22 protein-coding genes are annotated in these 23,790 nt (G+C 68.6%); 10 read left to right on the top strand and 12 right to left on the bottom strand.

Annotated features, from left to right (window positions below):
• Positions 1-17: 17 nt before the first annotated feature.
• Together ABZ195_RS18370 and ABZ195_RS18365 are read left to right on the top strand one after the other, a co-directional pair.
• On the top strand, positions 18-779 hold the full coding sequence (locus ABZ195_RS18370; protein WP_355220203.1) for a crotonase/enoyl-CoA hydratase family protein: 762 nt from the start codon (positions 18-20) through the stop codon (positions 777-779).
• A 1-nt stretch (position 780) separates the two neighbouring features.
• A complete protein-coding gene (locus tag ABZ195_RS18365; protein WP_355220201.1) occupies positions 781-1,824 on the top strand; it encodes a TIGR03857 family LLM class F420-dependent oxidoreductase in 1,044 nt (347 codons plus the stop codon).
• On the opposite strand, the gene ABZ195_RS18360 is transcribed toward ABZ195_RS18365, so the two are convergent.
• The 5 genes from ABZ195_RS18360 to ABZ195_RS18340 all read right to left on the bottom strand — a co-directional run bounded on the left by ABZ195_RS18360 (position 1,799) and on the right by ABZ195_RS18340 (position 7,444).
• Positions 1,799-2,044, bottom strand: coding sequence for a hypothetical protein (locus tag ABZ195_RS18360; protein WP_355220199.1), 246 nt, complete (start codon positions 2,042-2,044; stop codon positions 1,799-1,801). The two genes, ABZ195_RS18365 and ABZ195_RS18360, sit on opposite strands and share 26 nt — an antisense overlap.
• A gap of 37 nt (positions 2,045-2,081) precedes the next feature.
• Entirely contained in the window at positions 2,082-3,137 is a 1,056-nt protein-coding gene (locus ABZ195_RS18355) for a 3-oxoacyl-[acyl-carrier-protein] synthase III C-terminal domain-containing protein (protein WP_355220353.1), read from the bottom strand.
• 282 nt (positions 3,138-3,419) lie between these two features.
• Entirely contained in the window at positions 3,420-3,617 is a 198-nt protein-coding gene (locus ABZ195_RS18350) for a YbdD/YjiX family protein (protein ID WP_355220197.1), read from the bottom strand.
• Complete coding sequence (locus tag ABZ195_RS18345) at positions 3,551-5,860, bottom strand: carbon starvation CstA family protein (protein ID WP_355220195.1); 2,310 nt, start codon at positions 5,858-5,860, stop codon at positions 3,551-3,553. Before ABZ195_RS18345 ends, ABZ195_RS18350 begins: the two co-directional genes overlap by 67 nt.
• A 54-nt stretch (positions 5,861-5,914) precedes the next feature.
• Entirely contained in the window at positions 5,915-7,444 is a 1,530-nt protein-coding gene (locus ABZ195_RS18340) for an ATP-dependent DNA ligase (RefSeq protein ID WP_355220193.1), read from the bottom strand.
• A 125-nt stretch (positions 7,445-7,569) separates the two neighbouring features.
• Here ABZ195_RS18340 and ABZ195_RS18335 point away from each other — a divergent pair, with 125 nt between their 5' ends.
• Together ABZ195_RS18335 and ABZ195_RS18330 are read left to right on the top strand one after the other, a co-directional pair.
• Positions 7,570-8,583: a VWA domain-containing protein gene (locus ABZ195_RS18335; protein WP_355220351.1), complete on the top strand. Its 1,014-nt coding sequence runs from the start codon at positions 7,570-7,572 to the stop codon at positions 8,581-8,583.
• Entirely contained in the window at positions 8,580-9,590 is a 1,011-nt protein-coding gene (locus ABZ195_RS18330; protein WP_355220191.1) for a VWA domain-containing protein, read from the top strand. The genes ABZ195_RS18335 and ABZ195_RS18330 overlap by 4 nt, the downstream gene beginning before the upstream one ends.
• A 10-nt stretch (positions 9,591-9,600) precedes the next feature.
• On the opposite strand, the gene ABZ195_RS18325 is transcribed toward ABZ195_RS18330, so the two are convergent.
• Complete coding sequence (locus ABZ195_RS18325) at positions 9,601-11,151, bottom strand: molybdopterin-dependent oxidoreductase (protein ID WP_355220190.1); 1,551 nt, start codon at positions 11,149-11,151, stop codon at positions 9,601-9,603.
• A 133-nt stretch (positions 11,152-11,284) separates the two neighbouring features.
• Here ABZ195_RS18325 and poxB point away from each other — a divergent pair, with 133 nt between their 5' ends.
• The 3 genes from poxB to ABZ195_RS18310 all read left to right on the top strand — a co-directional run bounded on the left by poxB (position 11,285) and on the right by ABZ195_RS18310 (position 15,004).
• Positions 11,285-13,021, top strand: coding sequence for a ubiquinone-dependent pyruvate dehydrogenase (poxB, locus tag ABZ195_RS18320; protein WP_355220188.1), 1,737 nt, complete (start codon positions 11,285-11,287; stop codon positions 13,019-13,021).
• Between the two features lie 166 nt (positions 13,022-13,187).
• Complete coding sequence (locus tag ABZ195_RS18315; RefSeq protein ID WP_355220186.1) at positions 13,188-13,871, top strand: cutinase family protein; 684 nt, start codon at positions 13,188-13,190, stop codon at positions 13,869-13,871.
• Positions 13,872-13,948: 77 nt separating this feature from the next.
• Entirely contained in the window at positions 13,949-15,004 is a 1,056-nt protein-coding gene (locus ABZ195_RS18310) for a phosphotransferase family protein (protein ID WP_355220183.1), read from the top strand.
• Here ABZ195_RS18310 and ABZ195_RS18305 read toward each other — a convergent pair.
• The gene (locus tag ABZ195_RS18305) at positions 15,001-15,753 is read right to left on the bottom strand and encodes a sulfite exporter TauE/SafE family protein (protein ID WP_355220180.1); all 753 of its coding nucleotides are present in this window, start codon (positions 15,751-15,753) and stop codon (positions 15,001-15,003) included. The genes ABZ195_RS18310 and ABZ195_RS18305 overlap by 4 nt on opposite strands.
• 210 nt (positions 15,754-15,963) lie before the next feature.
• On the opposite strand from ABZ195_RS18305, the gene ABZ195_RS18300 reads away from it, so the two are divergent.
• Positions 15,964-16,446, top strand: coding sequence for a homocitrate synthase (locus tag ABZ195_RS18300; protein ID WP_355220349.1), 483 nt, complete (start codon positions 15,964-15,966; stop codon positions 16,444-16,446).
• Between the two features lie 16 nt (positions 16,447-16,462).
• Here the strand turns inward: ABZ195_RS18300 and ABZ195_RS18295 are convergent, their stop codons facing one another.
• Positions 16,463-16,834: a hypothetical protein gene (locus tag ABZ195_RS18295; protein WP_355220178.1), complete on the bottom strand. Its 372-nt coding sequence runs from the start codon at positions 16,832-16,834 to the stop codon at positions 16,463-16,465.
• A gap of 1 nt (position 16,835) precedes the next feature.
• Positions 16,836-18,317: a cytochrome P450 gene (locus tag ABZ195_RS18290; protein WP_355220176.1), complete on the bottom strand. Its 1,482-nt coding sequence runs from the start codon at positions 18,315-18,317 to the stop codon at positions 16,836-16,838.
• A gap of 123 nt (positions 18,318-18,440) precedes the next feature.
• Here ABZ195_RS18290 and ABZ195_RS18285 point away from each other — a divergent pair, with 123 nt between their 5' ends.
• Positions 18,441-19,085, top strand: a complete 645-nt coding sequence (locus ABZ195_RS18285) for a TetR/AcrR family transcriptional regulator (RefSeq protein WP_355220173.1) — start codon at positions 18,441-18,443, stop codon at positions 19,083-19,085.
• A 34-nt stretch (positions 19,086-19,119) separates the two neighbouring features.
• The gene (locus ABZ195_RS18280) at positions 19,120-19,986 is read left to right on the top strand and encodes an SDR family oxidoreductase (protein ID WP_355220170.1); all 867 of its coding nucleotides are present in this window, start codon (positions 19,120-19,122) and stop codon (positions 19,984-19,986) included.
• Here the strand turns inward: ABZ195_RS18280 and phoA are convergent.
• The 3 genes from phoA to ABZ195_RS18265 all read right to left on the bottom strand — a co-directional run bounded on the left by phoA (position 19,973) and on the right by ABZ195_RS18265 (position 23,789).
• A complete protein-coding gene (phoA, locus tag ABZ195_RS18275) occupies positions 19,973-21,493 on the bottom strand; it encodes an alkaline phosphatase (protein WP_355220168.1) in 1,521 nt (506 codons plus the stop codon). The two genes, ABZ195_RS18280 and phoA, sit on opposite strands and share 14 nt — an antisense overlap.
• A gap of 90 nt (positions 21,494-21,583) precedes the next feature.
• On the bottom strand, positions 21,584-22,732 hold the full coding sequence (locus ABZ195_RS18270; RefSeq protein ID WP_355220166.1) for an AAA family ATPase: 1,149 nt from the start codon (positions 22,730-22,732) through the stop codon (positions 21,584-21,586).
• A gap of 10 nt (positions 22,733-22,742) precedes the next feature.
• The gene (locus tag ABZ195_RS18265) at positions 22,743-23,789 is read right to left on the bottom strand and encodes a DNA polymerase IV (RefSeq protein WP_355220164.1); all 1,047 of its coding nucleotides are present in this window, start codon (positions 23,787-23,789) and stop codon (positions 22,743-22,745) included.
• Between the last annotated feature and the right edge of the window lies 1 nt (position 23,790).

Genomic DNA, 23,790 nt, shown 5'->3' with positions numbered 1-23,790 from the left:
GGAACCCGAGGGGCAACGTGGCCGACGAAGTTCTGACCGAGCGCCGAGGGCGCACACTCGTCATCACCATCAACCGACCAGAGGCGCGCAACGCGTTCAACCTTGCGGTCGCCCAGGGCCTCGCGGACGCGATGGACGAACTCGACGACACCGTCGAGCTGTCGGTGGGCATCGTGACGGGTGCCGGCGGAAACTTCTGCGCGGGAATGGATCTCAAGGCGTTCATGGCCGGTGAGGTGCCGTCGATTCGCGGCCGGGGCATCGGCTTCACCGAGCGGCCTCCGCGCAAGCCCGTGATCGCCGCCGTCGAGGGCTACGCCCTTGCCGGTGGCACCGAGATCGTGCTGGCGACCGACCTCGTGGTCGCGTCGAAGGACGCGAAGTTCGGCATCCCCGAAGTCAAACGCGGGCTGGTCGCCGCCGGAGGTGGACTGCTGCGCCTGCCGCACCGGATTCCGTATCAGAAGGCCCTCGAGCTGGCGTTGACCGGGGAGAGCTTCACCGCCGAGCAAGCTGCTCAGTGGGGTTTCGTCAACGTCGTGACCGAGCCGGGTGGGGCCCTCGACGGAGCCTTGGCCCTCGCCGAACGGATCTCGGCGAACGGCCCGCTCGCGGTGGCGGTGACCAAGGAGGTCATCGTCAAGTCCGCGGGCTGGAGTGACGACGAGATGTGGTCCAAGCAACGGGAACTCATCAATCCGGTGTTTGCCTCGAAGGACGCCATGGAGGGCGCCACGGCGTTCGCCGAGAAGCGGGCGCCGAACTGGACCGGCGAATAGGGTGACCGACCGAGTGCTCGACGAGTTGGGGTACTACCTGCTCGCCGGGGCCGGCGGTTCGGGGCCCGCCGCTCTGATGGACGAGGCTCGCCGCGGCGAGGAACTCGGCTTCGGAACGGCGTTCATCTCCGAGCGGTGGAACGTCAAGGAGGCTTCCTCGTTGGTAGGCGCGGCGTGCGCAGTGACCCGTCGTATGCGAATCGCCACCGCGGCAACCAATCACAACACCCGCCACCCGCTCATCACCGGATCGTGGGCGACCACGATGCACCGGTTGTCGGGTGGACGGTTCACCCTCGGCATCGGCCGTGGGATCGCGGCCATGTACGACGCCTTCGGGGTGCCGGCGGTGACCACTGCGCAGATGGAGGACTTCGCGCAGGTGATGCGCAGGCTCTGGCACGGTGAGATCGTGCTCGACCACGACGGACCGATGGGCAAGTACCGCGTGCTGTTCCTCGACTCCGACTTCGACGAAGACATCAGGCTGGGGTTGGTGGCCTTCGGTCCGCAGACGCTCGCCCTCGGGGGTCGTCAGTTCGACGACGTCATCCTGCACACCTACTTCACGCCCGAGACCTTGGCGCGCAGCGTGAAGACGGTCAAGGACGCCGCGGAGCAGGCGGGCCGCAACCCCGACGACGTGACGGTGTGGTCGTGCTTCGCCACCGTGGGCGATCACCTCCCCGAGGAGCTCCGGCTGAAGAAGACCGTCGCGCGGTTGGCCACCTATCTCCAGGGCTATGGCGATCTGCTGGTGTCGACGAATGGATGGGATCCCGCCGTGCTTCGACGCTTTCGGGATGATCCCGTCGTGGCCTCGGTGCCCGGCGGCATCGACCACAAGGCGACGGCCCCGCAGATCGAACACATCGCGACGCTGATTCCCGACGAGTGGCTGGAACCGTCGGCGACCGGCACCGCCGAACAGTGCGTCGCCCGGATCCGCAAGGAGTTCGACTACGGCGCCGACGCCGTGATCATGCACGGCGCCACGCCCGACGAGCTGGAGCCGATCGTCACGGCGTACCGGGCGGATGCCTAGGAGCGTGCCCGAGGAGCCGCCGAAGCGCGTCGTGCAGTCGCAGCTTGACCACTTCGGAGGGTAGGTCGACGACATCGGCGATGCGGTCGACCGACCAGTGCAGGGATGCCGCACAGAACAGGATCTGGCGTTCATCGGCCGGCAGCAGCGCCATGGCGTCGGCCATTGGCAGCCCCGACGGCGGCCCGACGCGGCCGCCGTCGACCGTACGTCGAGGCACGCTCACACCGCTGCGCGTGCCTGGCCGAGCCCGCCGCCTACCAGCTCAGCAACAGTTGTTCGAAACTGAACCCCGGCCCCATGGCGAGCATGACGCCCAGGGAACCCCGCTCCGGTGGCGCGGCGAGGGTACGGCCGAGGACGTCGAGGACCGATGCCGAGGAGATGTTGCCGTGCTCGCGCATCGAGTTCCAGCTGTGCGCGAGTGCCGCGGGCGGCATGCCGATCGCGCGCTGGATCGCCTCGAGCACCCGTGGGCCGCCCGGATGGCACATCCACGTGGAGACGTCGTCGGTGGACAGCCCGTGGTCGGCGAGGAAGCCGTCGACCTCGTCGCGCAGGTGGGCGTCGGCCATCTTGGGCACGTCCTTCGACAGCACCAGGCCGAACCCGTTCGCGCCGACGTTCCATCCCATGACGTCCACGGTGTCGGGAATGAGCCGGCTTCGGGTGGCCAGCACCCGGGGCGCGGACTCGGCTCCCGGAGGCTCGGTCGCGCGGTTCGCGCCACGGGCCAACACCGACGTGGCACCGTCCCCGAACAGGCACACACCGATCAGGGCGGGGATCGACGTGTCATCGTGCTGCATTGTCAACGAACACAATTCGACCGACACGAGGGCTGCCACGTGACCAGGAAAGCCACGGAGATAGTCGTGGACTCGCGCCATCCCCGCCGCACCCGCGACGCACCCGAGGCCGAACAGGGGGATCCGCTTGACGTCGGGTCGCAGGCCGACCCTGGTGGCGACGCGTGCGTCGATCGTCGGGACCGCCACCCCCGTGCTCGACACCAGGAAGATCGCGTCGACGTCGGTGGGTGCGAGGCCCGCGGCGTCCAGCGCCGACGTCAGTGCCTCCGCACCCCATCGCGTGGCGACGTCGATGTACGCGCAGTTCGCCTCGGTGAAGTCGGCCATCGTCGGGTAGCGAGACAGGGGGAGTGCGAGGTTGCGGTGGTCCACCCCGCTGGTGCGGGCGAAGCGCATGAAGTCCGGGCCGTTGACCTTGGTCAGCTCACGCGCCACGTCGTCCTGGTGGTAGCGGTGCGGTCCGAACGCGGCTCCGGTTCCCGCGATGGTCGGCGCGCCGATCCTGCTGACGCCGAGGAGATCTGAGTGGACTTGGATGTCATGGGTCATACCGGTCATGACGTAACGACGGCTGCCTCGGTTCGACGCCGAGGGCCCATTGTGAAGCTAAACACTCCCACTGCAGATCGGGAATATCCACCGCTTCGGTGCCTTCAATTGCGTTGCGGTGAAGCCAGTTTCGAGTGCGCAGCTTAACCTCGACGCCCTCGGTCCAGCTGTCCCGGGCCTGCCGGTCTCACGAGATCACGCTGCCACGTGGCTGTGGGTCAGGGGGTCAGGGAGTCAGCAACAGCGTGTCTGCACCTCGCCGGTGCGGTACCGCATGCGCCAGTAGTCCCGCTCGGACATGACCGGCTCACCGGGATGCGTGCGCGCCCGCAGCGCGACGTAGCGCCGGTAGTGGTTGTCACCCATCAGTGAGCCCCAGTACCAACCGATCTGGCGGCCGGCCCGGGTGACCCGGGAGGCAAGGCGTCCCATCGTTTCTGCACCTCCTTCTCGGCGGCAGTCGTTCTCAGGCCCGACGGCGCAAAGATGCGCGACGGGACCAGATCGTCGGCGCTCAGCGGCAAACCCCCGCCACGAATCGCCTTGAGCACCATCACTACTCCAGCGACGAACACGATCATCACCAACACGGCGAAGATGACAGACAGGGTGCCCTGGATGAAGGTGTTGCGGATGACGGCGTCGAGTTGGTCGGGATTCTTGGCTGCGCCGAGCGCCGTCTTGCCCGCGTCCTTGGCGTCGCGGTACTGAAAGTGCTGGGTCCAATACCCCAGCTTGGGATCTGCCGAGAAGATCTTCTGCCACGACGCCGTCATCGTCACGATCAGGTCCCAGGCCAGTGGGACGCCGGGAATCCACGCCCACTTCAGCAATCCGCACTTGACCACCACCACGGTGACCAGTGTCAGGGCGATGGCGGCCAGCAACTGGTTGGCGATGCCGAAGAGCGGGAAGAGCGTGTTGATGCCGCCGAGCGGGTCGGTGACGCCCATCAGCAGGATGCTGCCCCAGGCGGCCACCACGATCACGCTGCACGCCCATGCCCCGACGCGCCAGCTCGGGTCACGCAGCTTCTTCATGGGCCCACCGAGATTGGCGAGCCCGTCGGAGAGCATGAACCGGGCCACCCGGGTGCCGGCGTCGACGGTCGTGAGAATGAACAGCGCCTCGAACATGATCGCGAAGTGGTACCAGAAGGCCCGTAGACCCTCCCCGCCGAACACCTGGTGCAGCACCTCGGACATGCCGAACGCCAACGTCGGCGCACCGCCGGTGCGTGACACGATCGACTGCTCGCCGACGCTCGTCGCGGCCGCGGTGATCTCGGCTCCACTCGTCGGCGACCCCGACAGACCGAGGCCGTTGACGTAGTCGGCTGCGGTCTGCGCGGTGGTGCCGGTCTGCGCGCTGGGTGCGTTGATCGCGAAGTAGAGGTGCTGATTGAGGATGGCCGCGGTGATCAGCGCCATGATCGCGACGAACGACTCGGTGAGCATGCCGCCGTAGCCGATCAGCCGCATCTGGCTCTCCTTCTCCAGCAGCTTCGGCGTCGTGCCAGAGGAGATGAGGGAGTGAAAGCCCGACAGCGCGCCGCAGGCAATGGTGATGAACAGGAACGGGAACAAGGAACCGGCGAACACCGGGCCGGTACCGCTGGAGGCGAACGTCGATATCGCGGGCGCCTCCATGACGGGGCGGGCGACGAGGATGCCGATCGCCAGCAGGATGATGGTGCCGACCTTCATGAACGTCGACAGGTAGTCACGCGGAGCCAGCAGCAGCCACACCGGCAGCACGGACGCGGCGAGTCCGTAGGCGATGATGCACCACGATAGGGTGACCTTGGACAGGGTGAACCAGTCGTTGCCCCAATCGGTTTCGGCGACCCAGCCGCCGGCCACGACGGCCAGCAGCAACAGCGCCACGCCGATGACCGAGACCTCCGAGACGCGGCCCGGTCGCAGGAACCGAAGGTACAGGCCCATGAAGAGGGCGATGGGGATGGTCATCGCAATCGAGAAGACGCCCCACGGGCTCTCCGCGAGCGCGCCGACCACCACGAGGGCGAGCACCGCCAGCAGGATCACCATGATGACCAGCACGCCGACGATCGCTGCGACGCCGCCCACCGTGCCGAGCTCGTCGCGCGCCATCTGTCCGAGGGAGCGGCCGCGCCGGCGCACCGAGATCGCCAACACCAGGTAGTCCTGGACACAGCCGGCGACGAGTGCGCCGACGATGATCCAGATGGTGCCGGGGAGGTAGCCCATCTGCATGGCGAGCACCGGGCCGACCAGTGGGCCCGCACCCGCGATCGCGGCGAAGTGATGACCGAACAGCACGCGGCGGTCGGTCGGCATGTAGTCGGTGCCGTTCTCGAACACCTCGGCCGGGGTGGCGGCGTCGTCGCGGGGCATGACGATCTTCGTCTCGATCAGCCGCGCGTAGAACCGGTATCCGATGACATAGGTGCACACCGCGGCGACGACGAACCAGACCGCGTTCACCGTCTCTCCCCGGAAGAAGGCGATCACCGCCCACGCGACCGCACCGAGAAGCGCCACGATCGCGAACACGACCTTGTGCGTGGTCGTGATCGGTGACCGGTCCACGATCGCGACGGGTGGCAGGTCGGCGTCGGTGCGGATGTAGGTGATGTCGCCGTCGGTGTCTTCCAGACGAGCCCCGGCGGCGGGAACGGGGGGTGAGGCCATGGGCCGATCCTTTCACCGCGGGTCCGCGGGTTTGGCCGAAACTCCGGCATTCGTTCAGGTGTCGTACAGGATTCGCACCGTGTCCAGGGTGTCGGCCTCGGCGGCGGTCTTGTCGTCGCGGTACCGCAGCACGCGGGCGAAGCGAAGCGCCATCCCGCCCGGATAGCGGCTCGAGGTCTGAACGCCGTCAAGGGCGATCTCGACGACCTGCTCAGGCCGCAGCCGCACCGTGTACCCCTCGGTGTGACCGTCGGCCAATTCGAGGAACCTGGCGGTCTGCCACTCCAGCATCTCGTCGGTCATTCCCTTGAACGTCTTGCCCAGCATCACGTATCCCCCGTTTGCCGGATCGCGTGCGCCGAGGTGGATGTTCGAGAGCTTCCCGGTGCGTCGGCCCGAGCCCCATTCCGCGGCGAGCACCACGAGGTCGAGGGTGTGCACCGGCTTGACCTTGAGCCAGCCGGCGCCGCGCCGGCCCGCCTCATACGGTGCCGTCGGCGACTTCGCCATCACACCTTCGTGACCCGCGGATAGCGTCGTGGCGAGGAAGGCCGCGGCCGCGGTGCCGTCGGAGGTGATCAGGCGGTCGACGCGGTGCGTGGCGGGTACCAGCGCGTCGAGGGTGTCGAGCCGCTCGGTGGTCGGCAGGTCCAGCAGATCGACGCCGTCGAGGTGCAGCAGGTCGAAGAAGAACACCGACAGCGTCTCGGTGGCCCGCGCGGCGTCGCGTCCGAACCGCGACGCGGTCACCTGAAACCGGTGCGGCCGCCCGTCGGGCCGCAGTGCGATCGCCTCGGCGTCGGCGATGAAGGAGGTGACGGGCAGGGCGAGGGCGACCTCGACGACCTCCGGCAGGCGCGCGGTGACGTCGTCGAGACTGCGGGTGTACACCGACACGACGTCCCCGGCACGGTGGATCTGGACGCGCGCGCCGTCGAGCTTGGCCTCGAGCACCGCGGTTCCGCCTAGCCGTAGCAGCGCGTCGTCGATGCCGGTCGCCGGTTGGGCGAGCATCGGGCCGACCGGGCGGCCGACCTGCAGGACGAACCCGGCGAGCGCGGCCTGGCCCTGCGTCAGCACCGCGGCCGCGACCGACGGCAGTTCACCGCTGAGCATCGAGGCCCTGCGCACCTCGGCGGCGGGCACCGCGGCGGCCTTGGCGACGGCGTCGGTCATGACGCCGATCAGCGCGCCCTGGCGCAACTCACCGCTGAGCAGGCGCTTGAGGAACGTGTGCTCCACCTCCGTGGCAGCGGCGAAGAGCGCCGCGATCGACTGGGCCCGGCGACTTTGCGAGCCCTTTCCCGCGACGGCACCGATCTCGCTCAACGTCGCGTGTACCCCCGCCACCGTCAGCGACGGCTCCGCGGCCGGCGGCGGCAGGGATCGAAGCGCTGCCCACCCGACCCCGATCTGCCGCTGCGGCAGGTCACCGGAGAGCCAGGACACCACCACGGCGACGAGTTCGGGATCGCCCTCGGTGGCGGCCGCGGCCAAGACCTCCGCAATGCGTCCAATCTTGGCCGTGCGCGCCGAGAGGGCGCCCACCGCGGCCGACGTGGCGGCAACCTCCGAGAGTTTCACCTCTCCACCCTGACACGGGCAACCGACACCGCCACACCCTCGTCCAAGCAACATCGCAGCCGACGGTCAGGAAGCCACGCCACACTCGCTGCTACTCGACCAACCCCGACCGAAGGACGACCGTGCTGACCCTGCCCGTGATTGGCGTGATCACGTGGAGGGGGTTCGAGCACCCCTGGCTGCTTCTGTTCGGCCTGGTACCGCTGGCGCTCCTGGTGGCCTACGTCGTGATTCAGCGGCGGCGAAGACGCCGGATCGCACGCTTCGTCGGCACGCCGCCCGGGGGATCGGCCCCGGGCACGGCGACACTGCACTGGCGTCACGTACCGCTCGCCCTGACCCTCGTCGGGCTGATGGTGTTGACCGCCGCACTGGCAGGGCCCACCAAGGACGTCCGGATTCCACGCAACCGCGCCGTCATCATGCTCGTCGTCGACGTGTCGCAGTCGATGCGCGCCACCGACGTCGACCCCACCCGTCTGGTCGCCGCCGAACGGGCAGCCAAGCAGTTCGCCACGGGTCTGACGCCGGGAATCAATTTGGGGCTGATCGCATTTGCGGGCAGCGCCAACCTGCTGGTCGCGCCGAGCCCCGACCACCAGGCCACCGTCACCGCGCTGGACAAGCTGCAGACCGCCGACAAGACCGCCACGGGGGAGGCCATCTTCACCGCACTGCAGTCGATCGCCACGGTCGGGGCGGTGCTCAGCACCGACGGGGACACCACGCCCCCGCCGGCCCGCATCGTATTGCTCTCCGATGGCGACGAGAACGTGCCCGGCGACCCGAGCAACCCCCGTGGCGCCTACACGGCGGCTCGCTACGCGAAGGATCAGGGGGTCCCGATCTCGACCATCGCCTTCGGCACGAGCGACGGCTACGTCGACCTGAACGACGAGCGACTTCCAGTTCCGGTGGGCAAGGAGACGATGACCAAGATAGCGGAACTCTCTGGGGGCCAGACGTATTCGGCCACCAACGTCGAGCAGTTGAACCAGAGCTATGAGTCGGTGCAGCGGCAGATCGGATATCAGGTGTTGCCCGGCCCGGCCAGTGAGGGGTGGGTGCGCCTGGCCGTGCTGCTGGCGACCGTCGCCGCCGTGCTCGCCCTGATGGTGAACCGGCGGCTTCCGACATGACGGTGCCGCTTCTCGGGCCGCTGGCCCTGTCGGGCTTCGCCCACGCCTGGTACTTCCTCTATCTGCTGGTCGTGCTCGGCCTCGTCGTGGCCTACGTCGTCGTGCAATTCGGCCGCCACCGGCGGGTGCTGCGGTTCGCCAACATGGAGTTGCTGCAGCGCGTCGCACCGGCCGAGAGCCGCCGTCGATGGCGTCACGTACCGGCAGTCCTCCTGGTGATCTCGTTGGCCACGTTGGCGATTGCGCTCGCCGCGCCGACCCATGACGTGCGCATCCCACGCAACCGTGCGGTCGTGATGTTGGTGATCGACGTGTCGGAGTCGATGGTCGCCACCGATGTGGCGCCCAGCCGGTTGGAGGCCGCCAAGGAGGCCGGCAAGCAGTTCGCCGACGAACTGACTCCCGGAATCAACCTGGGGCTGGTGGCATTTGGTGGAAGCGCGACGCTACTGGTCTCACCGACCACCAACCGCGCCGCCATGAAGAACGCGATCGACGGGCTTAAGGCCGAGGAACGCACGGCCACCGGGGAGGGCATCTTCACGGCATTGCAAGCCATCGCCAGCGTCGACGCGGTGATGGGCGGTGGCGACACGCCGCCACCTGCGCACATCGTGCTGGAATCAGATGGCGCCGAGACGATTCCGCGCAATCCGGACGAACCTCGGGGTGCCTACACCGCCGCCCGGGCGGCCAAGGATCAAGGTGTGGCCATCTCCACGATCTCCTTCGGCACCCCCGACGGCGTCGTGACCATCGACGGGCAACAGATTCCGGTGCCCGTCGACGACGCGACGCTGCAGCAGATCACCGACATCTCCGGAGGCAAGACGTTTCACGCGGGCAATCTCGACGAGCTGAAGAAGGCGTATTCGGAACTGCAGCAACAGATCGGCTACGAGACCATCCGCGGCGACGCCAGCCAGGCGTGGATTCGCATCGGCGCGGTGCTCATGGCGCTGGCCGTTCTGACGTCGGTCGCCACCAACCAGCGGGTGCCGGTCTGACCGGGCGGTATCACGCCACGTCGAAGGACACCGAGTGCCAGCCCGTGGCGCCGTCGGGGACGACGTCGGCCTCGTCCTGAGTCTGGACCGTGCCGGTGGCATCGGTGGCGCGCACCGTGATCTGGTGTGATCCGGGCGCCGAGGCCTGCCACGGGAAGCTCCACAACCGCCAGGTGTCGTTCGAATAACTCGCCCCGAGTTGGGCCGGCTGCCACGGCCCGTCGTCGATGCGCACCTCGACCGCGGTGATGCCACGGTGCTGCGCCCACGCCACGCCGCCGAACGTGGTGGCGCCCCTGGGGACTTCGGCACCCGGACGGGGCACGTCGATCCGCGACTCGGTCTTGATGGGTCCGCGGGCCGACCAGCCGAGCTTGGTCCAGTACGCCTCGGCGCGGTCGAAGCGCGTGAGCTCCAGGTCGGCCAGCCACTTGGTCGCCGAGACGTAGCCGTAGAGGCCGGGGACCACCAGGCGGGCGGGATAACCGTGCTCGGTGGGCAGCGGGGCGTCGTTCATGCCGATCGCGAGCAGCGCGTCGCGTTGGTCGGTGAGCGCCTCGACCGGCGTGCCTGCGGTGAAGCCGTCGACCGACGTCGACAGGACCATGTCGGCGTCGGGGTGAATGCCCACCTCCGCCAGCAGGTCTCGAACGCGGTAGCCCGTCCACTTCGCGTTGGAGATGAGGTCGCCGCCGACGGGGTTCGACACGCACGTCAACGTGACGATCCGATCCACGGGCGCGAAGCGCTGCAAGTCGTCGAAGGTCAGCGTGACTTCGCGGTCGACCATGCCGTGGATGCGCAGTCGCCAGTCGGCCCGGCTGACCTGGGGCACGCTCAGGGCGGTGTCGATGCGGTAGAAGTCGGCGTTGGGCGTGATGAACGGCGTCTGGGTGAAGCCGGCGGGTTGCACACTGGGCGGCACGACCGGCGGCGCCGCACCACGCGGGGTCGGAAGGGTGAAGGCGGTACGGTCACCGGCCACCGAGGAGTTCAACCGATTCAGCAGCGAGCCCGCGACGCCCGCCACCGCGCCGACACCGATGAGACCGAACGTCAGCAGAGACAGTCGGCGGCCCGGGTCGTGATCCGTCGTCGACGAGGGGGAGTCGGCGGGGGCCGTCTGTTCGGGGGCGCGGCCGACGGCCAGCCAGCGCAACACCAGCACCCCGCAGACGGTGCCGACCACGGTGGGCACGACGTCGACGGCGGAGGCGCCGGCCCGGCTCACCACGGCGGCGCAGCCGAGCACACCGGCCATCACGATGACGACGCTGCCGATCGGTCTGCGGCGCGTCTCGTGCTGCGCGGTGATGGCCGCGATCACGGCGATCACCACCAGCACGACGATCGAGAGCGCGAGCTTGTCCGACGTTCCGAACGACTGGATCGCCCATTCCTTGACCGGCCCGGGCGTCACGTCGATCACGGCGGAGCCGACGGCGGTGCGCGAGTCGGCATGGGGACCGAAGGCCACCGCCGCCAGCTGGGTCACGCCCAGCGCCACCGCCGCCGCGGCGACGCCGATCCAGGGGCTGGGACGCGTTGCCGTTTCGACCATGCCGCCAAGCTACCGACTGCAGAACCCGCAGTTCTTACGGCGACGTGACGACCTTGCTCCAGTAGGGTGTCTTCGGCGCGAAAACCGTCGCCGCGCGAACGTCTCCGCGCTGAAATCGCAGGAAGTGACCCGGATGGCGACCATTGCGAGTCAGATCATCGCCGCCTTGGCGCGCAGCGGTGTCCGTCACGTCTACGGACTGCCGGGAGACAGCCTCAACGGATTCACCGACGCGATCCGCCGCTCGGAGGACGTCACGTGGGAACACGTCCGGCACGAGGAGACCGCGGCGTTCGCCGCGGCAGCGGACGCCGCGCTGACGGGCCAACTCGCCGTGTGCGCCGGCAGCTGTGGACCCGGCAACCTGCACCTGATCAACGGACTGTTCGACGCGCAGCGTTCGCGGGTGCCGGTGCTGGCGATCGCTGCGCACATTCCGCGCAGCGAGATCGGCTCGGAGTACTTCCAGGAGACCCACCCGCAGGACCTCTTCGGCGAGTGCAGCGTCTATTGCGAGTTGGTCAGCACACCCGAGATGGCGCCACGCATCGTCGAGATGGCGATGCGTGCCGCCGTCGAGGAGAACGGCGTGGCCGTCGTCGTCGTGCCGGGCGAGATCTTCCTGGCCCGCGCCGTCGAATCCCAGTGGCTGGCCAAGCCGATCCTGCCGAGCAGTTCGGTGGTGCGACCCGACGACGAGGGGCTCCGACGCGCTGCGGACCTGCTCAACTCCGGCGAGCGCGTCACGATCCTGGCGGGCGCCGGGGTTCAGGGCGCGCACGACGAGGTGGTGGCGTTGGCGGGCACACTCAAGGCGCCCGTCGTGCACGCGCTGCGCGGCAAGGAGTTCGTCGAATGGGACAACCCCTACGACGTCGGCATGACCGGACTGCTGGGTTTCGCCTCGGGTTACAAGGCCATCAAGGAAGCCGACACGCTGCTGATGCTGGGCACCGACTTCCCCTACCAGCAGTTCTATCCGGACCACGCCCGCATCATCCAGGTCGACGTTCGCGGCCGGAATCTGGGCCGGCGGGTGCCCGTCGACCTGGGGTTGGTCGGCACCGTCGCCGACACCGTCGCGGCGCTGCAGCCGCTGCTGGTCGAGAAGTCCTCCCGCGAGCACCTCGACCGCTCGCTGCGCCACTACGCCAAGACCCGCAGGTCGATGGACGGCCTGGCCGTCAACGATCGCGACAAGGCGCCCATTCGGCCGGAATACCTTGCCGCCCTTGCCGATCGGCTGGCCGCCGAGGATGCGGTGTTCACCGTCGACGTCGGCTCTCCGGTGGTGTGGGCGGCCCGATATCTCACCATGAACGGTCGGCGCCGGCTGGTCGGCTCGTTCAACCACGGCACCATGGCGTGTGCCCTGCCGCATGCGATCGGCGCCCAGACCGCGTTCCCGGATCGGCAAGTGGTGGCGTTCGCCGGCGACGGTGGCCTGACGATGCTGTTCGGCGAACTCATCACGCTGGTGCAGAACCGTCTGCCGGTCAAGGTCGTGATCTTCGACAACTCGTCGCTCAACTTCGTCGAACTCGAGATGAAGGCGGCGGGCATCGTCAACTTCGGCACCGAGCTCGTCAACCCGGACTTCGCCGCGGTGGCCCGTGCGATGGGGGCCTTCGGCCGCCGGGTCGAGCATCCCGGCGAGTTGGAGGACGCGCTGCGGGAGGCCTTCGCGCACGACGGACCGGCGATCGTCGACGTGGTCACCGCGCGCCAGGAATTGTCCATTCCCCCCGCGATCAGTGCCGAGCAGGCGAAGGGCTTCTCGCTGTACGCGATCCGGACCATCATGGCGGGCCGGGCCGACGAGTTGCTCGATCTGGTCACCACGAACGTGTCGAGGCGAATCCTGGACTGACCGCGGCGCACCGCCCGTGTACCCGTCGGCGGCGAGGGTCGGGATGACGGCACGAGTTCTCGCTCACAATTCCCCGAGGAATTCGTCGGTTTGGGAAAGCGTTGGGCGATTATGAAGTTCTTCTAAATAATCTCTAGACCCACGTGGACCACCGAAGGGGACGTCGATGTCCGTTCAGAGCAAGACTCACCTACTTCTGGCGGGCCTGACGGCCGGGGGGCTGATCGGCGCGGGCCTCGCGGGCGGGGGCACGCCCGCCGCCTCGGCCGCTCCGCGGTGTTCGGACGTCGAGGTCGTGTTTGCCCGTGGCACTGACGAACCCGTCGGCGTCGGTCGGGTGGGTCAGGCGTTCGTCGACTCGCTCAAGGGCGACCTCAAGGGCCGCAACGTCAGTGTGTACGCCGTGAACTATCCGGCCTCACACGACTTCATGCAGGCGACCGCCGGCGCCGCCGACGCGAGCGCGCACGTGCAGGCCACGGCGTCATCCTGTCCCAACACCAAGATCGTGCTCGGTGGATACTCTCAAGGCGCCGCCGTCATCGACGGCATCACCGGTGATCCGGCGAGGCTGTTCGGGCTGGGACAACCCATGCCTCCGGAAGTGGCCGACCACGTGGCGGCCGTCGCCGTCTTCGGCAACCCGCTCAACCGCTTCGGTGGACCGCTCACCGCGCTCAGTCCGCTCTACGGTGCCAAGACCGTCGACCTGTGCAACGGCGCGGACCCCGTGTGCTCCCCGGGTGACGATCGGCCCGCACACAGCCAGTACGTCGACGCCGGATTGACCAGCCAGGCCGCCTCATTCGCCGCCGACCGGGTCAGGACGTTCCCGGCTCCCAGCGTCTAGGGCGTCGGAAGGGTCCAGCCACGGCGACTTCGGTCGAACCAGCGACGCGGTGTCGCGCAGGCGACGACGATGTGAGCATGACCGATGACGTCCCCACGCTGACCGACGGTGACCAGCGAGCGCTTCGGGAGTGGGTGCGCCAGACCGGTCTCGGCGCGCAGGTGACGGATGTGGAGCCGCTGACCGGCGGCAGTCAGAACATCGTGGTGCGACTGCGCGTCGACGGGCGTCCGATGGTGCTGCGCCGCCCGCCCCTGCATCCCCGTCCGACGAGCGACAAGACCATGCTGCGCGAGATCGCCGTCCTGCAGACCCTGGCGGGCACGGGAGTTCCGCACCCGGCGTTCATCGCCGGCTGCGAGGACCTCGACGTCCTCGGAGTCGTCTTCTATCTCATGGAGGAGGTCGACGGCTTCAATCCCGGCAACGAGATGGCGCAGGCCTACGTCGACGACGCGTCGTTGCGCCACGACGTCGGACCCGCCTATGCCGCCAGCCTGGCCAGGCTCGCCGGGGTCGACTGGGAGGGCAGCCCGCTGGCCACGCTGCGTCGGCCGGGTTCGTTTCTCGCACGCCAAGTTCCGCAGTTCCTCGGTCTGCTGGAGAGCTACCGCCACGAGGCCTACGACCCGGGCACGCTGGGCGGGGTGCCGGAATTGGCGGCATGGCTGGACGACAACCGGCCCGACGACGGCGCGCCAGGCGTCATGCACGGTGACGCCCACCTGAACAACGTGTTGCTGCGCCGGGACCGGCCGGAGGTGGCGGCGTTCATCGACTGGGAGATGTGCACCATCGGTGAACCGCTGCTCGACCTCGGGTGGCTGCTGGTGTGCTGGCCTGCCGACCCCAACACGATCGACGCCGGGTCTGCGCTGGCGGCCCTCGGAGGGCTGGCCAGCCGCGCCGAGTTGGTCGAGGCGTACCTCGACGCCGGTGGTCGGCGCACGGACCGATTGGACTGGTTCAAGGCGCTGGCCTGCTTCAAGCTCGGCATCGTCATCGAGGGCACCTGGTCGCGCTACCTGGCTGGGCAGGCGAGTGTGGAGGCGGGGCAGCGCCTGCACGCCTCGGCGGAGTCCCTGATCGGGTTGGCCACGCTGATCGTCAAGGGCGAGGACCCCTTCGTCTAGCGGTAGGCGTCGAACCCGAGCTTGAGGGCCAACGCCAGACCGGCCACGGCGATCGCAAGGCGCAGCGGCCGCGCGGGTGCGCACCGCACGATGGCCGGCCCCAGCCGCGAGCCGACCAGACACCCCAGGCCCAGCGGCACCACGGCCAGCCAGTGAACGTCGGCGAACACGGCAAAGGCAAGGGCGGCAACGCCGTTGGCGACGCCGAGAACCACGTTCTTGGTGGCGTTGGCATGGGCCAGCGCCTGACTTCCCGTGCGGAGGAACAGCGCGAGCATCACCACCCCGGCGGCAGCGCCGAAGAAGCCGCCGTACACGCAGATCGCGAGCACGCTAAGGCTCTCGAGGACCATGCGCCCGACGGTGGGCTCGTCGTCGGCGACACGCTGCCGCAGGGGCAGCGCGATCAGCACCGCGGAGGCGGCCAGCAGTAGGGGCACGACCTTCTCGAAACCCTCGGCCGGGATCGTCAAGAGCAGCGCCGCGCCGCCCGCGCCCCCGAGCAACGCCATCGGAATCAGCCGTGTCAATGCGGAGCGTTGGCCTCGTAGCTCCGGCAGCGACGCCGACACCGACCCGACGCCGTTGAACACCAGAGCCACGGTGTTGGTCACGTTGGCGGCGACCGGGGGCAACCCGATCAGCAGAAGCGCGGGGTAGGTCGTCAGGGAGGCCAGGCCGGCGATGCTGCCGCACAGTCCGCCGCCGACTCCGGCAGCAAACAGCAGAAGGGCGTGCCACCAACTCATGTCGTCATCGGCGATGAACCCTAGTGGAGGGCGAATGGGCTTGCGTCCCGTGGTGGGGGAGGCCTAGCATCTCTGGCGTGCCGAAGCGACTCGTAGTAGCAACCCGCAGCGGGGTCTGATCCAGACCGACCCCTCGCTGTGGGTCGTCGCTACACCGTCGGTCGAATCCTCTTTCCACAGAGAGACCGGCACGTGTCCATCACCTCGTCCATCTTGCCCACGCGATCCACCCTTCCCGCTGCGTCGTTCGCCGCCCGATTCCGCGGGCCCGTCCCTCGCGCGCTACGCGAGGAAGCCGAGTCGACACCCGCCGAGGCGTTCCTGGCCCGCTATGCGCCGTCGTCGGGCCCGTTGCGGCTCGGCCACTGGCAGTGCGTCGACCAGGATCGACCGGCGAGTCGCCTTGGTCCGCAAGCCCGCAACTATCAGGCGACGATCGCCGTGGGCGACCGCATCGGCACGTCGACCGCAGCGGCCGGCGGACCCGTCGGCGCGCTGACCGCGATGCTCTACGAGCTAGCCATCCCGCTGGAGATCACGGCGTTCCATCAGCTGCCCGCCCCGGGCGGCACGGCGACCTTCGTCCGCGGGACCGACGGCGTCGGTGACGAGTGGGCGGTGGGATGGTCGCAGGACGCCACGGAGTCCGCCCTGCGGGCCGTGATCTCCTGCGCGAACCGGCTGGCGAGCTGACGTGGAATCCTGCCGGTTAGCGGGTGTCCTCGCGCAGCAGCCACAGACCCAACGCGACGGCGGCAGCGGGCACCGCGACCAGCCCCGTCGTCGACGGCGGCAGGGAGCCGTCGCGGCGGCCGATGACCGCCGCGGCGCCGTCGGCAGCGTCGCACAGCAGCCCGAAGGCCACCAAGGCCCGCCGCTGCTCATCCGAAGCCCGCAGCGTCGCGGTGCCCAACGCCACGTCCCGAATCCCGAACAGTCGCCACGGATAGACCGCGTCGGCCGTGGCAGGGCCCCGCATGCCGAAGAGCCTCCTGGTGGTCGACGGACTGGCCCACGCCAGCGCGCCGATGCCGATCCTCATCGCCGACAGCGCGACGATCGTGGCGCGCGTGGCCCTCACGTCAGCGCAGCGGACGCAGGACGATCGGCATGCCGTCCATCGGCACCGGCATGCCGCCGTAGTCCCACCTCTGCTCGCGACCGGGGTGCGCCAGCTCGAGCCGGTACTTGCGCAGCAACCGGTGCATGATCACCTTGACCTCGAGCTGGCCGAACATCATGCCGATGCACTTGTGCGACCCACCGCCGAACGGAGTGAACGCGAAGCGGTGCTGCTTGTGCTCGTTGCGCGGCTCGGCGAACCGGTCGGGGTCGAACTTCATCGGATCGGTCCAGAACTCCGGCAACCGGTGGTTGAGCCCCGGGTAGGCAATTACGTTGGTGCCCTTGGGAATGTGATAGCCGAGCAGGTCGGTGTCGCGGACCGCCCGGCGCATGGCCCACTGCACCGGGGTGACCAACCGCATCGACTCGTTCATGACGAGATCGAGTGACTCCAGCTTCTCCAGGGACTCGATGTCGACCGGTCCGTCGCCCAGGCGGTCGGACTCGTCGCGGCAGCGTTCCTGCCACTCGGGGTTGGCGGCCAGGAAGTACGACATGGTGGTGGCCGTCGACGTCGAGGTGTCGTGCGCGGCCATCATGGTGAAGATCATGTGGTTGACGATGTCCTCGTCGGAGAACTTGTTGCCGTCCTCGTCCTCGGTCTGGCACAGGACGGTCAGCAGGTCCGACCCCTCGGCGCCTCGGCGCTCCTTCACGCGAGCGGCGAAGTAGTTCTCCAGCAGCTTGCGTGCCTGCAGACCGCGCCACCAGGTGAAGGGCGGGACGCCGGTGCGGATGATCGCGTTGCCCGCCCTGACGGTGGTGGTGAAGGCGTTGTTGACCTTGGTGACCAGTTCGTGGTCGGTGCCGGGTTCGTGGCCCATGAACACCATCGAGGCGATGTCGAGGGTCATCTGCTTCATGGCGGGGTAGAGCAGGAACCGGGGGTCGTTGGCGACCCAGTCGTTGGCGACCACCTTGGACACCACCGTGTCGACCTGCTCGGTGTAGCCGACGAGGCGGGTCCGGACGAACGCCTCCTGCATGATCCGCCGGTGGAACATGTGTTCTTCGAAGTCGAGCAGCATCAGGCCGCGGTGGAAGAACGGTCCGATGACCGGGATCCAGCCCTCCTGGGAGAAGTCCTTGTTGCGGTTGGAGTAGATGGCCTGCGCGGCGTCGGGTCCCAGGGCCGTCACCGCCGGCAACACCGGTGAGTCGGCGTAGTACACCGGGCCCTTGGTCTTGTAGATGTGCATCAGGTATTCGGGTCCACCGCGGAACATCTCGACCATGTGACCCAGGACCGGCAGACCCGCGTCGCCCATCACCGGCTTGAGGCCACTATTTGGCGGCGGTTCGGCCAAGACCCGTTGCGGGAAGTCGGTGCGCAGCAGCTTGCGTTCGAGGGCGCCCATCCCGGGAAAGTTGTTGATCGACGGCGTGAAGCGGCGCTTCGCTTGGTCTCGCAGGTACTCCGTGGTGCTGATGGTCGCCATGGGCATGCTCCTGGGCTCAAGGACGTCTGTGGTCGACGTCACTGACTCACCCCATCCTGTCGCCGACACTTGACGCATGTCAAGTTTTGATCTGGCGTGGCGTCGGTGCAAAGGTTGTACGCGATGACCGCCGAATCCGCCCCCAGTGAGGCCCGCCAAAGCCGTGGTGACCGGCAACGCGAGGCGATTCTCAACGCCGTGCACGAACTGCTTCGGGAGAAGCCGTTCTCGGAACTGTCGGTCAGCCTGATCAGCGACCGCGCCGGCGTCGCCCGGTCGGGTTTCTACTTCTACTTCGACTCCAAGTACTCGGTGCTCGCGCAGATGCTCGCCGAGGCCATGCAGGAACTCGAGGAGCTGACCCACTACTTCGCCCCCCGCGGCGACGACGAGTCGACCGCCGCATTCGCCAAGCGGATGGTCGGCAGCGCGGCGCTGGTGTACTCCCACAACGACCCGATCATGTCGGCGTGCAACGCCGCTCGCAGCACCGACGCGGAGATCAGGGACATCCTCGACCAGCAGATGGCGTCGGTGATCGACCAGATCGTCAAGATCGTCGAGGACGAGACGAGGGCGGGTACGGCCCACCCCATCTCCGACGACGTGCCGACGCTGGTGCGGACCCTCGCGGCCACGACGGGGGCCACCCTGTCGGGCGACACGTCCTTCGTCGGCGGGCACCGCGACATGTCCCGGGCCGTCGCGGTGCTGGAGCGGCTGTGGCTGTATTCGCTGTGGGGCGGCGGGAGCTTGACCGGGGAGTGACCCGCGATGGGTCACGATGGGTAAGGTCGCGCCCATGGTCGGTAGCTTCGCGGGTAAACGGTGTGTGCTCACCGGTGCGGCAAGCGGAATCGGTCGGGCGACGGCGCTCAAACTCGCCGACGACGGCGCCGAACTGTTCCTCACCGACCGGAACGCCGAAGGTCTGGAGGAGACGGTCGCCGACGCGCGCGCCCGTGGCGCAACCGTCACCGTGCACCGCGCGCTGGACGTTTCCGACTATGACGAGGTGACGGCCTTCGCCGCCGAGGTGCACGACGCCATCGGTGGCCCGACCCCGGCGGTCGACGTGGTGATGAACGTCGCCGGGATCTCGGCCTGGGGCACGGTTAGCCACCTGACCCACCGGCACTGGGAATCGATGATCTCGGTGAACCTGATGGGTCCCATCCACGTCATCGAGAACTTCGTGCCCGCAATGGTTCTCGCCCGTCGCGGCGGACACGTCGTCAACGTGTCATCCGCCGCAGGACTGGTCGCACTGCCGTGGCACGCGGCCTACAGCGCCAGCAAGTACGGGCTGCGCGGTCTGTCGGAGGTGCTGCGATTCGATCTCGCCAGGCACCGCATCGGGGTGTCGGTCGTGGTCCCGGGAGCAGTCAAGACGCCGCTCGTGCAAAGCGTCGACATCGCCGGCGTCGACCGCGACCACCCGCGGGTGCAGAAGTGGGTGGAGCGGTTCAGCGGCCACGCGGTGTCCCCGGAGGTGGTCGCCGACAAGATCCTTCGCGGTGTCGCCCGCAACAGGTACCTCATCTACACCTCGCTCGACATCCGGGCGTTGTACGCGTTCAAGCGGGTGGCATGGTGGCCCTACAGCGTCGCCATGCGACAGGTGAACGCCATCTTCACCCGCGCACTGCGACCGCCTAGGACCGGTTGAGTCCGAGCGCGTCGGTCATGGTGAAGAAGAGGTCGGTCTGATCGGTCAGCGCCACGACGTTGGCGGCGCGGGGGCCGAAGGCGGCCAGGCGCAACTGAGTTCCGGTGTGGCCCTGGTCTTCGATGCCGACATCGGCCGACGTGCCGTAGCTGACCAGCATCTCGGCGTCGTCGGCCGTGGTCAACAGGCGAGTGAGGCCGGGATACATGATGTCGCGGACCCGTTCGATCGGCTGCTTGGTGTCCTCGGCGATGCCCTGCAGATCCTCTTCGCTGTAGGGTTCGGCGATCTGACTCGTGTGGGCGTGGTCGGCCGTCGCGATCACCAGCGTGTTGCCGTCCTTCTTCGCGAACTCCAGCGCCGCCTGCACGGCCTCGTCGAAGGCCACCGTCTCGCCGATCTGGCCGCACGGATCCGCGGCATGGTCGCGCTTGTCGATCGAGGCACTCTCGACCTGGAGGAAGAAGCCCTTGTCCTTGCCCTTGTCGCTACCGGAGAGCAGGTCGATCGACTTCTTCGTCATGGCTGCCAACGTGGGCACCTCGGCGCCGCGCTTGGGGTTGTCGGCGCATCTGGCCGCTGGCTGAAGGTAGCCCTGCCGGACGGCGGCGGGACCGGTCCAGCTGACCGGCATGTTGCCGTCGGCGAAGAGACCCAACAGCGGAGCATTCTCGTCGGCCTTGGTGATCGACGTCAGTTCGTCGGCGGTGCGGACCATCTGGAAGCCGCGCTCCCTTGCCTGTGCCTCGAGGGTCTTGCCCCTGAAGTCACCGCCGGCGGCGGTCTCGGCGAAGGTCTCGGCGCCACCGCCCATCGTGACGTCCGGTCGCGTGGCGAGCAACTGCTCGGTCACCGAGCCGAGGCCACCCTTCTCGAGGGCTTCCGACGCGCAGTCCTCGGCGGTCTCCTTGGGGCCGTAGCAATCTCGTTCGGAGATGTGCGAGAACAGGGCCGCGGGTGTGGCGTCCTGTATCTCGGAGGTGGTGATGTCGCCGGTTGCTCGGCCCTGGGCGATCGCGAGTTCGAGGATCGTCTTCTGCGCGACGCCCTTGACGTCGACGCCGAGCGCACCGTTGTAGGTCTTGGTTCCCGTTGACCAGCCCGTCGCGCTGGCTGCGGAGTCGGTGACGTAGTTGGGCTTGCCGTTCTTCTGGAGGGCATAGGTCGTGTACTGGCCGGTCAGCGGAAGGGCGTCGAGGCCGGCGAAGAAGCCACCCGCCCCCTTCTCGTAGTTGCGGGCCAGGGTGATCTCCGAGTCGCCCATGCCGTCGCCGATCAGCAGGATGACGTTCTTGGCGCCCGAGGCGTTCACCGCGTTGCGGACGGCCTCACTCTGGTCGCCGTCGACGCGGTGCGCGCCGCCGTTGGTCGCGAGATCGCCGGTCGCAGCGCGCGTCACCCCGTCGCCGTTGGACGCCGTCTCGGTGTCGCCGCCGCAGGCCGCCAGCGGCAACATCGTGGCCGCGGCGACCACCAGTGCCAGCTTCCGACCGAGCATCTTCGCCATCCGTGTCTCCTCGTTCGCGGTGAACTGCCTGGCAGATTGAACGGGACTCCGCTGAACGAACGCTTATGCCGCGGCGAACAGCGGAAGCCGTCAGCGCTTGCCCCAGTCCCACGGCGGCGTGCTGAGCAGGGTCTGGTCGACGATCTGCGTCTCGCCCCACTGTTTGTAGAGCTCGATCTCGCTGGCCCCGTCGACGTCGAGAAGCGCGCGCATGGCCCCGGAATGGGTCACCACCACGACCTGGGTGACCGCCGCCGCGGCACGGATCATCGCCGCCAGCGGGGGCACCAAATCGGGGTGCAGCGAAGTCTCCGGCTCGTTGAGCACCATCAACGACGGTGGCCGAGGGCTCAGTAGCGCGGCGCCCCAGAGCAGGAAACGCAGTGTGCCATCGGATAATTCGGCTGCGCGCAGCGGCCGTAGCATTCCCGGTTGACGCAGCTGCAACTCGAAGAGCCCGTCGTGCACCGCGACCGAGGCCTCGGCTCCGTCGAACGCGTCGGCGATCGCCCTCGGGAGGTCGCCGGACCCCACCTCGAGGATGGTCTGCACGGCCGCCGCCAGATCGCCGCCGTCGTCGGACAGCACCGGGGTCCTGGTGCCGATCCGATGCCGCCGGGCCGGCGCGTCGGCGTCCACGCGGAAGCCGTCGTAGAACCGCCAGTCGCGCAACCGGTCCCGCACGGAGGTCAGCTCCGGCAGGGCGAACTCGGCCAGCACGCTGCGGTAGGCCGGCATTGCGCGGGTGAGTTCGGTGACGCCGCGGCCGGTTTCGTCGGCAGCCTCCGCATAGTCACCGCTGCGACGGATCAGCGTCGCACTGGGCCGCAGGCGCGGACCGGCGAAGACCATCTCCCGCTTGATCTCGGGGTCGCGCGCGAACAACGAATTGGGCCCGGCGTATTGCGGCAGACCGAGGTCGACGAGGTAGCCGAGATCATCGGAGGCGAAGCCGAGTTCCAGGGCCACGGGCCGGGTGCGGGTGGTGCCGCGCGTCTCACCGGTGCGACGGGCACCGGCGGTGTTCTCCGGGCCCGCCCACAACACCGACTCCAGCCCACCCTCGCGTGCCAGCGAGCCGATCACCTCGCCGCGGCCGCAGTCGGCGAGCAGCTTGAGGGCGCGGTACACCGAGGACTTGCCCGTGCCGTTGGCGCCGGTGACGATCGTCAGCGGCGTCAGGGGCATGACGACCTCGCGCATCGACCGGTACCCGCGAATGGCCACGGTGTGCAGCATGGTGACGAGGCTAGGTGGCGGCGGTGACATCCGTTGGCATGACCAATTCGAGGCGCACGCCGAGCAGTCGCACGGGTCGGTCCAACACGAACTGGTCGAGGACCGAGAGCGCGGTGTCGCGCACGACCGACTCGGTCACGCTCGGGGCCGCGAGCCTTCGGATCTTTGTCCTGGTGAAGAACGTCGACGTACGGACCGTGACGGCGACCCGCGTCACCGTCCGTCCCTGGTCGACCACTTCGGCGAGGGTCTGACGAGTCAGCTCGACGATCGCCGCGTCCATCGCGGCCCGGTCGGTGAGGTCCTCGGCGAAGGTGATCACGTGACTGCGGGACCTGGGAACCCACGGCTTCGTGCTGACCTCGGTGTCGCCACCGCCCTTGGCCAGGAGGAGGATTCCCAGCCCGGTGCTCGGGCCGAACGTCGACACCAGCACCTGGGCGTCGGTGGCGGCCAAATCGCCCACCGTGGTGATGCCAAGGGCGGCAAGACGTTTGACGGTCTTGGGCCCGACTCCCCAGAGGTCGCCGACGCCTCGGTCGCCCATCACCGCCATCCAGTTCTCGTCGTCGAGGCGGTAGACGCCGCCCGGCTTGCCGAAGCCGGTGGCCACCTTGGCCCGCTGCTTGTTGTCGCTGATGCCGACCGAGCACGACAGTCCCGTCTCGGCCTGGACGACCTGGCGGATGCGCAGCGCGAGCTCGCGGGGATCGACGACGTCGGCCCCGAGGTAGGCCTCGTCCCAGCCCCACACCTCGAGAGGATGACCGAGCCCGCGGAGCACGTCCATCACCTCATCGGAGGCCGCGTCGTAGGCGGCGGGATCCGACGGCAGGAACGTCGCCTCGGGGCACCGTCGCGCGGCGACTCGCAGCGGCATGCCCGCATGCACGCCGCGCTCGCGCGCTTGGTAGGACGCGCAGGTGACCACCTTGCGTGCTTCGCCGGGGTCGCCGTTGCCGCCGACGACGACCGGCAGGCCGACGAGGTCGGGTCGCCGCCTGAGTTCGACCGAGGCGAGGAACTGGTCGAGGTCGACGTGCAGGACCCAGGCCATC

This window comes from Mycobacterium sp. NPDC006124 (assembly GCF_040614235.1).
Taxonomy (GTDB): domain Bacteria; phylum Actinomycetota; class Actinomycetes; order Mycobacteriales; family Mycobacteriaceae; genus Mycobacterium.
The sequence above is the reverse complement of the archived record's forward strand: the minus strand, read 5'-3'. Positions and strand labels throughout refer to the sequence as shown.